Consider the following 11911-nt stretch of genomic DNA (forward strand, 5'->3'; position numbering starts at 1 on the left):
TCAAATAATCGGCCGCGATCACTCTGCGCGCTCCAAACGGTGTTACCGCCACCCGCACTCTTGTGCGGCACGAGTGAGTCAAAACTTCCCACTCCAGTGCAAAAACACCTGACGGAAAGGCCCGTTCTAGAGCGCTCCAGCAGAACAATCAATTCTGTTGATTATTACCATTGCGTTTATGAACTTTCATATCGACTTATCGAGAGTAGCATTGCCCTCGTACCCACTTTATCGCCCTCCCAAGGAGCAACCCATCATGAAACGCCAATTACTGCTTAGCCTGACCCTCTCGATGCTAGCCAGCACTGCTTTCGCTCTGCCAGCCGCTGATCAGGCCACTCCACAAGTCAAAGCCAGCCACTCGGTGTTCAGCCAAACCGTCGCCGCTGATGGTTCCGACCGCACTCCACAAGGCCAGACCCTGGCTGAAGGCGGTAACGATCGCCTGAAAGAAAAAGGCTTGATCACTCAAGATGGTTCGGATCGCACCCCACAAGGCCAGACCCTGGCTGCCGACGGTTCCGAGCGCACTCCACAAGGTCAAACCTTGGCTGCCGACGGTTCCGAGCGCACTCCACAAGGCCAAACCTTGGCTGCTGACGGTTCCGAGCGCACTCCACAAGGCCAAACCCTCGCTGAAGGCGGTTCCGACCGTACCCCACAAGGTCAAACCCTGGCTGAAGGTGGTGGTGACCGTGTAATCGAACGCAACAGCGCCCTGAGCTAAGCCTCATGGCCGCCCTGAAAAAAAGCCCAATCCCCGGATTGGGCTTTTGACTTATAGAGAAGCCGCGCTTTCCCGCTTGCCCCCTCCGATAGTCGTTCGACGTCAGCGAAGCCGATTTGCTAGAGTGCGCCGCTGTCCTGTCCAGAAAACACCCTTGTGATGCTGCCCCGCGCCGAACAGAAACAACAAACCCGCAATGCCCTGATGGGCGCTGCTCGTCACCTGATGGAATGTGGCCGAGGATTCGGCAGCCTCAGCTTGCGCGAAGTGGCGAAAACCGCCGGCATTGTGCCCACCGGTTTTTACCGGCATTTCGCCGACATGGATGAACTGGGCCTGGTGCTGGTCAGCGAAGTCGGCCAGACCTTTCGCGAAACCATTCGCCTGGTGCGCCATAACGAATTCGTCATGGGCGGCATCATTGATGCCTCGGTCAGGATATTTCTAGACGTGGTGAGCGCCAATCGTTCGCAATTTCTGTTTCTTGCCCGTGAGCAATACGGCGGATCGCTGCCCGTGCGGTTGGCGATCGGGCGGTTGCGCGAAGACATCAGCTCGGATCTGGCGGCTGACTTGTCGTTGATGCCGAAACTGCAGCATTTGGACATTGACGGGTTGAGCGTGATGGCGGACCTGATTGTAAAAAGCGTGTTCGCGACACTGCCCGACATTATTGATCCACCAGCCGAAGCACTGCCCGAGCACCTGACGCCGCAAGCGAAGATCACGCAGCAACTGCGCTTCATCTTCATCGGCCTGAAACACTGGCAAGGCCTTGGCAGCACCGAATAATTCCCCTGCCCCTGAGGGAGCGAGCCGGCTCGCGAACGCGGAATGTCAGTCACCTCAAGTGCTGACAGTGCCGACGCCTTCGCGAGCAGGCTCCACAGGGGAATTGCATTGCTGCAAATTGGTGCGCCACACCCCGTTCCTGCACCAATTTCAATCAACTTTCTGCAACATACTGAAACACCCACTCCACTCCGACAGGTATTTCCTACATATCGCCCGATTGGCAAGCCCCTTGCTCTAGCCTGAGTATTGCCCATTGCCGGAAGCCTACCGATGCTGGTGATCCATCGCAGAATCGACCCCCAACCCGTCTGGGCCGCAGAGTTGCACCTGACTTTCGAAGCCCGGAGCAAAAGCCGTTTGCGCTGTTTCAGTGCCGAAGGTGAAGACGTCGGGTTGTTTTTGGAGCGTGGTCAGCCGCCCCTGAATGACGGCGAGTGCCTGCAAGCCGAAGACGGGCGCATCGTGCGTGTCTGCGCCCGTCCCGAACACTTGCTGCACGTCACCTGCGCCAATGCCTTCGAATTGACCCGCGCCGCCTATCACCTCGGCAACCGCCATGTCGCCCTGCAGATCGGTGATGGCTGGCTGCGCCTGCTCGACGATTACGTGCTTAAAGCCATGCTCGAACAACTGGAGGCCCAGGTCGAAAATATCGAGGCCCCGTTCCAGCCGGAACACGGGGCTTATGGTGGCGGTCATCACCACTCCCGACACGGCGACGAAGACTTCAACTACCCGCCAAAACTGCACCAGTTCGGCGTCCGTTTATGAACCCGGCCTGGGCGCTGCTGCGCCTGGCCAGTCCGCAGTTGCCGATTGGCGGCTACAGCTATTCCCAAGGTCTGGAAATGGCGGTGGATAACGGTCGGGTGAGCGATGCAGACGGCGCGCGGCGCTGGATCAGCGATCAGTTGCTGCTGAACCTCGCACGGTTCGAAGCGCCGCTGCTGCTCGCTCATTGCACGGCAGCGGCCGAGGATAACTGGCCAGAATTGCTGCTGCGCTGTGAAGAACACCGGGCCAGTCGGGAAACCCGTGAATTGCATCAAGAGAGCCGGCAGATGGGCTATTCCTTGCAACAACTGCTCGCCGGTTTGCCGGAACTCGACACGCCTGCCCGCGCCTTTCTCGAACAACGCCCCGAGCCGCATCTGGCCCTCGGCTGGGCGCTGGCCGCCCGGGCTTGGGGCATCAGTGCGCAGGATGCGCTGGCCGCGTGGCTCTGGAGCTGGCTTGAAAACCAATTGGCGGTACTGATGAAAACCTTGCCGCTGGGCCAACAAGCCGCGCAGCGCCTGACCAGTGAACTGTTGCCAATGCTGCAACAAGCCCAGCAGGACGCCACCCAAATCGACCCCGAACACTCTGGCAGCGCCGCGTTTGGCCTGTCCCTGTCCTGCATGGCGCATGAGCGCCAGTACAGCCGCCTGTTCCGTTCCTAGGGCCTTTTAACTTGGAGAACCACATGAACACACAACCCCTGCGCGTCGGCATCGGCGGCCCCGTCGGCTCCGGCAAAACCGCCCTGACCCTGGCCCTGTGCCTGGCGCTGCGCGAGCGCTACAACCTCGCCGTCGTCACCAATGACATCTACACCCGCGAAGACGCCGACTTTCTGGTGCGCAACGAAGCCCTGGCGCCGGAGCGCATCATCGGTGTGGAAACCGGCGGCTGCCCGCACACGGCGATCCGCGAAGACGCCTCGATCAACCTCGAAGCCGTGGACCAACTGAACCGCCGCTTTCCGGGACTGGACCTGATTCTGGTGGAGTCCGGTGGCGACAATCTGTCTGCGACGTTCAGCCCCGAACTGTCCGACCTGACCCTCTACGTGATCGACGTTTCGGCCGGTGACAAGTTGCCGCGCAAGGGCGGCCCCGGCATCTGCAAATCCGATCTGCTGGTGATCAACAAAGTCGACCTCGCGCCGTTGGTGGGTGCATCGCTGGAAATGATGGACAGCGACACCAAACGCATGCGCAACGGCAAACCGTTTGTGTTCAGCAACCAGAAAACCGGTCTGGGCCTTGAAGAGATCATCGCCTTCATCGAACGCCAAGGCCTGCTGACTGCAGCCTGATCACGAGTTATCAACAAGGAAGCTTATCCATGACACTGAAACGTATTCTGGGCGCCGTGGCCCTGCTGCTGACACCGGCCATCGCCTTCGCCCATCCGGGACATGGTGACAACGGCTTGATCGCCGGCATCAGCCACCCGATTGGCGGCCTCGACCACTTGCTGGCAATGGTTGCCGTAGGCTTGTGGGCGGCTCAGCAAAAAGGCGCGGCACGCTGGGCGCTGCCGTGTACGTTTGTTGGCACGATGCTGATTGGCGGGTTGTTGGGGATTGAAGGGCTGAACCTGCCAGCACTGGAAGGCGGGATTGCGGCGTCGGTGCTGGCGCTGGGTCTGGCGGTGGCATTGGCGGTGCGTCCACCATTGAGCGTAGCGGTGGCGGCGACGGCGTTGTTTGCGCTGTTCCATGGTGTGGCGCACGGGCTGGAGTTGCCGCAGATGTCGAGCCCTTGGGCGTATGCGGCCGGATTTGCGGTGGCGACGGCGGCGTTGCATGCAGCGGGTTATGCGCTCGTTCGCGTGTTGCCGCAAGCGGCGGCTCCGCTGGTTCGAGTGGCGGGCGCGGCGTCTGCAGCGACTGGGGTCTGGTTGTTGGCGAACTGATTTCTTTATCGCCAGTAACGGCCTCTTCGCGAGCAAGCCCGCTCCCACATTTGTTCTGTGTACACAGTTCCAGTGTGGGAGCGGGCTTGCTCGCGAAGGCGGCCTGACAGACACCGCACCTCTCAGGCCTGCTAACATGTCGCGCAATCAACCCTGCCGTGACGACGCCAGCCAATGCCGCCTGTTTCCCGCTCCGCCTCCCAGCCTGAATTGACCGCGCTGTTCACCTCGGTGCAACAGCACTTCCAGGACGTGATTGTGCCGCTCTGGCAAGGCCCTGGCTGGAATGCCGACATGGCGCTGCCGTATGAAGCACTGGATGCGCAGCATCAGCCACTGCCGCCTCGACGCTACCGGGCCATGGCCTGCGCACGGCAGTTGTATCTGTTTTCCAGCCTGATCGGCCAGGTGCCGGGCGCCGAAGAACGTTCCGCCGCGCTGTTTCGTTCCCTGCAGCAGCACTTCCACGATGCCGAACACGGCGGCTGGTTCTACAGCATCGGCCCGCACGGCGCCCCACTCGACCAGCGCAAAGACCTCTACACCCACGCGTTTATCCTGTTCGCCTGCGCCCATTACTGGGACAAGGTTCGCGAGCCGCTGGTGGAGTCGGTACTCAATGCAGCGCTGGAAGTGATCGCTCAGCGTTTCGCGACAGTCGACGGTTTGTACGAAGCCAGCCTCGACCGTGACTGGTCCTCGCTGAATGCCGGGCCGCTGCAAAATCCCCTGATGCACTTGGCCGAAGCGTTCCTCGCCACCCTGTCGGTGCGCGAAGACGCCGCTGTACAGCGTGCGCTTGTGGACTTATGCACAGGCATGCAGAAGCGCTTCATCGACCCGCAACAGAGCGTGTTGATGGAGCAACCGCTGGGCGCTGTGGATAACTGGTTTGAGCCGGGGCATCAGTTCGAATGGTACTTCCTGTTGGAGTCTTCGCCGTTGCTGCGGGGCTGCGCATTACACGCTTCGCTTGATCGTGCATTCACGGTGACCGAACAGATGGGTGTTGATCCCCATACGGGCGCCGTGGTGGCGATGCTCGATCTGCAGGGCTCTGCAAAGGATGCCACCCAGCGCATCTGGGCCCAGGCTGAATACCTGCGCGCCCTGACCTTGCGGCCAAACAGCGAGGCCTCGGTGCAGCGCCAATTGCAGGCGCTGCAACAGCGTTTTCTGCATGCGGGCGGCTGGTATGAGTGTCGCGATGAACAAGGCGAAGTGAGCCGCAAGGACATGCCGTCGACGACGCCTTATCACTTGGCGACCTGCTATCGCGGGTTGGTCGACTATCTGCGCTGACTGACGGATCGCTATCGCGGGCAAGCCACGCGCCCACAGGGATCACACGGTACCTGTGGGAGCGTGGCTTGCCCGCGATGGCCGTTACTCGGTCTTAAGCCTTGGCATTACGCTCAATCGAGAAACCAGCCCAAGTCTGACTCACCGGCATCAGCTCCAGGCTATTGATGTTGATGTGCGCCGGCGCATTCATCACCCAGAAAATAGTCTCGGCAATATCCTGCGGCTGGATCGGCTCGGCACCCGCGTACGTTGCGTTGTAACGTTCCTGATCACCGGCGAATCGCACCAGCGAGAACTCGCTCTCACACAGACCCGGCTCAATGTTGCTGACCCGAACACCGGTACCTTGCAAGTCGCAACGCAGGTTCAGCGAGAACTGCTTGACGAACGCTTTGCTCGCGCCATACACGTGGCTGCCCGGATACGGATAGTTGCCGGCGATGGAGCCAAGATTGACGATGCCGGCACCACGACCATGGGCAATCAGACGCGGCAGCAGCAACCGGGTGCTGTACATCAAGCCTTTAATGTTGGTGTCGACCATGGTGTCCCAATCGTCAAGATCGCACTTGGGTGCAGGGTCCACACCAAGCGCCAGCCCGGCGTTGTTGATCAGCCCTCGCAGTTTGGCGAAGGATGGCGGCAGGTTGGCAATCGCTTCCTCCATGGCTTTGCGATCACGCACGTCGAGCACAAGGCCATGCACCTCGGTCTGCTTCGACAGCTCGGCGCACAGGGCATTCAGGCGCTCTTCACGACGGCCTGTCAGCACCAGTTTCCAGCCAGCCTCGGCAAAACGGCGGGCACAGGCTTCACCAAAACCGGAGGTCGCGCCGGTAATAAACAGGGTGTTGGACATCGTGTTCTCCTTGCTTCGGCTGACGGACAGCCCTTGGAATAGAAAATCAGCTGGCAGCATGCCCGGCCTTGCTCACAGCGGCAACCACCGCAAACGCTGTACGAAAAACGACCAAACCGGTGAGCGCCTTACGCACCGTGGCTTGCAGCCATGTACGCGCACGTTATCCACAGGCCGGTCCACAGTTTCCGGGGGCAAGTGGAAAAGCTGAAAGCCGCTGCGTACAAGGCTTTGCGGGGCGTTTTGAAAGTTTTTAGCTTGACCCTCGAATGCTCGCGGTGTAGCGCAGGGCATTTTGCACGATTGATCCTGAAAAGCAGCGATGGCGCCAAGCCAGTAACTACGGCCCTCAGCCGCGTCTTTCCAGAGTTTAATCACAGACTTATCCACAGGCTCGCCCTGCCCGTTTCAACGCGCTTTTGCCTCCAATAAAAAGGTTGACAAGTGCGGCTCTCGCCTTCGCAAAAATGCCCGATCAAAAAACAACCATAGCGCTACAACCCGCGGATTTAAAGGCGCTCAGCCAGCTACTCCCATGTTATTCACAGCCAGTTCCACAGCAAACGGGGACAAGTCAAAAGCGTGACAAAACAACTGTTTGCAGCGGCTTTATGTCGCGCTTTCAGAGCTTGTGAATATTGTTTTCCACAATTTCGAGCAAGCACTTGGCGCCCCCCCTGAGCGAGTCGGTTTGAGCCCACAGGGAGTGGTGATGAATCGGGAATCGATCAGGAGCTGATTGACATCCGCCATCCTGATTACATCCGGGATGACAAAGGCTTGTGGGGGGATATTCGTTGGCCAGCGATCGGTTCTTGAGAACCAGGCCAGCAGAAAAGTTAAAGCCACTCTGTCCGTCAAACTAATGGGACTCACAACGCACTAATAAACGCTCGCCGGCATTTAAACTCCGACAAGCGCCTCAGGTTCATGACGACAACATTCAGAACAGCTTCTTCATTTCCTCTGCAAAACTGGAAACTTTTTTCTCTGGGTTCTTCGTGCACCGTTTTACATATTCAGGAAGAATTTCTGCTTTGAGTTTTTCCTTGGTGAAAGACCCCCCATTTGAATTGATATTCTCGTCGACTGAATACCAAAGTGCGATTGTGGCCTGGGTTAGCGGAGGCGTTACAAGGAACTCCTTGCACGTCATATCATCGGGTGTAGCCGACGCGGCATAAACACCGCTGACGGAGGAGAGCATCAAGCTAGCCAGGGCCAATTTGCACAAAACCTTATAAGTCATTTTAAGCTTCTCCACAGACTTGGATAACACCTCTATCGATAAGAGGTCATATCATGCATTGATTTGCGCTAAAAACAGAACTTAAGTTTAGCGGTATTACAAGCACACGCCGGGTAAGTATAGACGCTTTCCCACAGAGTCAATGTCTATTTTTAAAACATGACAATAGACACCCAAACAACCAATAGCCCCTGCAATCAACATTGAACTTTTAACATTAAATCAACGCCAATTTATATTTAACCGTCTGATATAAAATAGGCGCAGGCCAGTGCCTGAGCACTTTAAACTCAATCAATACTTATCTTTCCACCATAAAAAAGCCCCGGAGCTTGCGCACCGGGGCTTATGTTAACAACGCAGAATCAATGACCGCCGAGATAAGCGTTACGCACTTCTTCGTTCACCAGCAGCTCCTTGCCGGTGCCCGTGAGGCGGATCTCGCCGTTGACCATTACGTACGCACGGTCCGACAGCTTCAGGGCGTGGTTGGCGTTCTGCTCGACCAGGAAGATGGTCATGCCGGTTTTCGCCAGTTCCCGCAATGTCGAGAAGATCTGTTTCACCACAATCGGCGCCAGCCCGAGGCTCGGCTCGTCGAGCAACAGCAGTTTCGGCCGGCTCATCAACGCACGGGCGATGGCGAGCATTTGCTGCTCGCCGCCGGACATGGTCATCGCCCGCTGATTGCGCCGCTCTTCAAGACGCGGGAACAGCTCGAACATGCGTTGCATGTCCTCCTTGGCGTACTTGTCACCGATCGGGATGGTGCCCATCAGCAGGTTTTCCTCGACGGTCATGTCGGGGAACACCCGCCGACCTTCCGGCGATTGCGCGATGCCGTTGGAGGCGATGTAGTGAGACGACTTGTGAGTGATGTCCACGCCCTGATAGAGGATCTGCCCATCCGCCGCACGCGGCTGGCCGAAGATCGACATCAACAGGGTCGACTTGCCGGCACCGTTGGAGCCGATCAGGCTGACCGTTTCGCCTTCATTGATGTGTAACGAGACTTTCTTCAGAGCCTGAATCGGCCCGTAGAACACATCCAGGTCCTTGAGTTCGAGGATCGGTTGACTCATAACGCCACTTCCTCTTCATCAGCGCCCAGGTAGGCCGCAATCACTTTCGGGTCGTTGCGGATCGCGTCGGGGCCTCCCTCGGCGATGACGATGCCGTGGTCCAGCACAACGATGTGGTCGGAAATACTCATCACCATGCCCATGTCGTGTTCGATCAGTACCACGGTCAGATCGTGCTCGTCGCGCAGCAGCCGGATCATCGCGCTCAGCGCTTCGGTTTCCTGCGGGTTGAGGCCGGCAGCCGGTTCGTCGAGGCAGATGATCTGCGGACGGGTGCACATGGCCCGGGCGATTTCCAGACGGCGTTGTTGGCCGTAGGACAATTCGCCGGCGAGGCGGTTGGCGCAATCCACCAGGTCCACCACTTCCAGCCAGTAGAAGGCGTGGTCCAGCGCGTCGCTTTCAGCCTTGCGGTAGCCCTTGGTATTAAAGATGCCGGCCAGCATGCTGCGGTTGACCCACATGTGTTGGGCCACCAGCAGGTTTTCCAGCACCGACATTTCCTTGAACAGGCGAATGTTCTGGAAGGTTCGCGCCAGGCCGGCACGGTTCACCAAGTGGGTGCCGCCGAACGCTTTGTAGAAAAGCCGACTGCCGAAGGATTTAGGCGAGACAAAATCGGTCGGTTTGAACGATTCGCCCAACAGCTTGATGACGTTGGTTTTCTCGCCACGCACGTTGAGTTCGATCTTGCCGCCGGAGGCCTTGTAGAACCCGGTCAGGCAGTTGAACACCGTGGTCTTGCCGGCGCCGTTGGGGCCGATCAGGGCGAAGATCGAGTTGCGCTTGACCTGCAGGCTGACATCATTCAACGCCTTGATGCCGCCAAAGTGCATCATCAGCTTCTCGACCGAGAGTACGACTTCGCTCATGGCGCTACTCCTTTACGCGGGGTCACACCGGTACGGCTGATCCGAATCAGGCCGCGCGGTCGCCAGATCATCATCAACACCATCAGGATGCCGAACAGCAGCACGCGGTATTCCGCGAAGCCACGCAGCAGCTCCGGGGCGACAGTCAGCACGAAGGCTGCAATCACCACGCCGATGGTCGAGCCCATGCCGCCAAGTACCACGATGGCGAGGATCAGGGCCGATTCAAAGAAGGTAAACGAGGTCGGGTTGACGAAGCCTTGATAGGTGGCGAAGAACACGCCTGCCAAACCGGCCGTCGACGCACCGATGGTGAAGGCAGAGAGCTTCACCAGCACGTGGTTCAAACCCATGGAGCGGCAGGCGATTTCATCTTCACGCAAGGCTTCCCAGGCGCGGCCGACCGGCATACGGGTCAAGCGGTGCTTGATGTACAACACCGCCAGCACAACCATGAACAACACCGCGTAAATGAAGTAGTACTTAACGTCGGGGTTGTAGGCGATGCCGAAGAACTCGTGGAACGGTATGCCGCCGTCTTTCGCCCGCTTGCCGAACTCCAGGCCGAAGAACGTTGGAAGCGGTGCCGGCATGCCGTTCGGACCACCGGTCAGCGACAGCCAGTTATTGAGTATCAAACGGATGATTTCGCCAAAACCCAAGGTCACGATGGCCAGGTAGTCACCGTGCAGACGCAACACCGGGAAGCCGAGGATGCACCCGGCGAGCCCTGCAGTGATTGCCGCCAGCGGCAGCACTGTCCAGAAACCCAGGCCGAGGTACTGGTAACCGAGCGCCAGGCCATAGGCGCCGATGGCGTAGAACGCCACGTAACCCAGGTCGAGCAGGCCGGCCAGGCCGACCACGATGTTCAGCCCCAGACCGAGCAGCACGTAGATCAATCCAAGGATGACCACGCCCAGCAGGTAGGAGTTGGAGAAAAACGGAAACACCACGGCAATGACGATCATCAGCGGGATGATCCAGCGCAACCGGGATTTGTAATCGGGCGGCAGTACATGAACCCCGGAGCCGGTGGTTTCAAACCCTTCGAGAATTTTCAAACCCTTGGGTGTTTGCAGGAACAGGCTCAAAGCAAAGCGGCCCGCCATGACGACGGCGACAATCCACGCCACACGGGTCGGTTCCAGATTGAAGCCATAGCCGTCAAGGACCACGCCAACAATCGGGCCGAACACAATCAGGGCGACAAGGCCGGCAAGAATTGCGTCAACCAGGCTTCTTTTGAGATCAATGGTTTTTTTAGTGGTTGAAGACATCGCTTACACCTTCGACACAAGAGGACGGCCGAGCAAGCCTTGAGGCCGAAAGACCAGAACGAGAACGAGCAGCGAGAAGCTGAAAACGTCTTTGTAGTCCGAGTTCACCAGACCAGAGAACAGCGACTCCGAGATCCCGAGAATGATCCCGCCGAGCATCGCGCCAGGCAGCGAGCCGATCCCGCCAAGTACCGCTGCAGTGAACGCTTTGATGCCGATGACGAAACCTGCGTAGAAGTCGAACGTGCCGTAGTTCATGGTGATCAGTACGCCGGCCAGGGCCGCCATCGCTGCACCGATGATGAAGACGTAGGAAATCACCCGATCGGTGTTGATCCCCAGGATCGAGGCCATTTTTCGGTCTTGCTGGGTCGCGCGGCACATGCGGCCGAGCTTGGTGTACTTGATGACATAGGTCAGCAGGCCCATCCCGACAAACGCGGCGACCAGAATGAATATCTTGGTGTAAGTCAGCTGGACGAAGCCGCTGCCGACTTCAACGCGCCATGCACCGGTCAAAAGCGTCGGAACGCCCTGTTGACGGGCACCCTGGGCGATCTGTGCATAGTTTTGCAGAATCAGGGAAATACCGATGGCACTGATCAACGGTGCCAATCGAGTGGAGTTGCGTAGCGGTTTATAGGCAACGCGCTCGATGACCCAGCCATACACCGCCGTGACGACGATGGTGAAGACCAGTGTGCCGAGCATCAGCAGAGGGAAGGATTCAATACCGAAGTAAGCCAGCAGAGCCAGACTGATTGCCGCCAGGTAAGCAGAAATCATGTAAACCTCGCCGTGGGCGAAGTTGATCATGCCGATGATGCCATAGACCATTGTGTAGCCGATGGCGATCAGGCCATAGACCGACCCGAGGGTCAGGCCGTTGACCAGTTGCTGCAGGAAAATACCATCCATAACGCAATCTCACGCATTTGAGAGACTGCACAGAAGCGGGTTGCAACGGACCGGGGTTCAGCCGCCGGCGCAACACGGTTGTGTGCAGCTCTACGAGAAAAGACAGGTACTGCACGGACATGTTGATTGATCTGTCCGGTGC

At 58.4% G+C, this 11911-nt stretch carries 13 protein-coding genes; 7 read left to right on the top strand and 6 right to left on the bottom strand.

Translation table 11 applies throughout. The annotated features are described in order from the left end of the window. The first annotated feature begins 256 nt into the window (after positions 1 to 256). From NL116_RS29145 to NL116_RS29175, 7 genes are all read left to right on the top strand, one after another. Positions 257 to 727 carry a hypothetical protein gene (locus NL116_RS29145; protein ID WP_494375075.1) on the top strand — a complete coding sequence of 157 codons (471 nt, stop codon included), beginning with the start codon at positions 257 to 259 and terminating at the stop codon, positions 725 to 727. A gap of 159 nt (positions 728 to 886) precedes the next feature. Continuing rightward, positions 887 to 1519: a TetR family transcriptional regulator gene (locus NL116_RS29150; protein WP_494378153.1), complete on the top strand. Its 633-nt coding sequence runs from the start codon at positions 887 to 889 to the stop codon at positions 1517 to 1519. 273 nt (positions 1520 to 1792) lie between these two features. Beyond that, on the top strand, positions 1793 to 2293 hold the full coding sequence (gene ureE, locus NL116_RS29155) for an urease accessory protein UreE (RefSeq protein ID WP_494375076.1): 501 nt from the start codon (positions 1793 to 1795) through the stop codon (positions 2291 to 2293). Continuing rightward, entirely contained in the window at positions 2290 to 2964 is a 675-nt protein-coding gene (locus NL116_RS29160) for an urease accessory protein UreF (RefSeq protein WP_494375077.1), read from the top strand. The genes ureE and NL116_RS29160 overlap by 4 nt, the downstream gene beginning before the upstream one ends. A gap of 23 nt (positions 2965 to 2987) precedes the next feature. Next, the gene (gene ureG / locus NL116_RS29165) at positions 2988 to 3602 is read left to right on the top strand and encodes an urease accessory protein UreG (RefSeq protein WP_494375078.1); all 615 of its coding nucleotides are present in this window, start codon (positions 2988 to 2990) and stop codon (positions 3600 to 3602) included. 29 nt (positions 3603 to 3631) lie between these two features. Continuing rightward, complete coding sequence (locus NL116_RS29170) at positions 3632 to 4204, top strand: HupE/UreJ family protein (RefSeq protein WP_494375079.1); 573 nt, start codon at positions 3632 to 3634, stop codon at positions 4202 to 4204. Positions 4205 to 4378: 174 nt separating this feature from the next. Next, positions 4379 to 5506: an AGE family epimerase/isomerase gene (locus NL116_RS29175; RefSeq protein ID WP_494375080.1), complete on the top strand. Its 1128-nt coding sequence runs from the start codon at positions 4379 to 4381 to the stop codon at positions 5504 to 5506. 94 nt (positions 5507 to 5600) lie between these two features. Here the strand turns inward: NL116_RS29175 and NL116_RS29180 are convergent, their stop codons facing one another. The 6 genes from NL116_RS29180 to NL116_RS29205 all read right to left on the bottom strand — a co-directional run bounded on the left by NL116_RS29180 (position 5601) and on the right by NL116_RS29205 (position 11769). Then, positions 5601 to 6368 (bottom strand): SDR family oxidoreductase, encoded by a 768-nt coding sequence (locus tag NL116_RS29180; RefSeq protein ID WP_027921957.1) that lies wholly within the window; start codon positions 6366 to 6368, stop codon positions 5601 to 5603. Positions 6369 to 7311: 943 nt separating this feature from the next. Beyond that, the gene (locus tag NL116_RS29185; RefSeq protein ID WP_494375081.1) at positions 7312 to 7617 is read right to left on the bottom strand and encodes an HdeA/HdeB family chaperone; all 306 of its coding nucleotides are present in this window, start codon (positions 7615 to 7617) and stop codon (positions 7312 to 7314) included. A 365-nt stretch (positions 7618 to 7982) separates the two neighbouring features. Continuing rightward, positions 7983 to 8699, bottom strand: a complete 717-nt coding sequence (locus NL116_RS29190) for an ABC transporter ATP-binding protein (protein ID WP_494375082.1) — start codon at positions 8697 to 8699, stop codon at positions 7983 to 7985. Then, positions 8696 to 9571, bottom strand: a complete 876-nt coding sequence (locus NL116_RS29195; RefSeq protein WP_494375083.1) for an ABC transporter ATP-binding protein — start codon at positions 9569 to 9571, stop codon at positions 8696 to 8698. The genes NL116_RS29190 and NL116_RS29195 overlap by 4 nt, the downstream gene beginning before the upstream one ends. Then, complete coding sequence (gene livM, locus NL116_RS29200) at positions 9568 to 10851, bottom strand: high-affinity branched-chain amino acid ABC transporter permease LivM (RefSeq protein WP_494375084.1); 1284 nt, start codon at positions 10849 to 10851, stop codon at positions 9568 to 9570. The genes NL116_RS29195 and livM overlap by 4 nt, the downstream gene beginning before the upstream one ends. A gap of 3 nt (positions 10852 to 10854) precedes the next feature. Next, on the bottom strand, positions 10855 to 11769 hold the full coding sequence (locus tag NL116_RS29205) for an ABC transporter permease subunit (RefSeq protein WP_105340454.1): 915 nt from the start codon (positions 11767 to 11769) through the stop codon (positions 10855 to 10857). Positions 11770 to 11911 lie beyond the last annotated feature (142 nt).

Source organism: Pseudomonas sp. FBCC-B1667, from assembly GCF_059133255.1.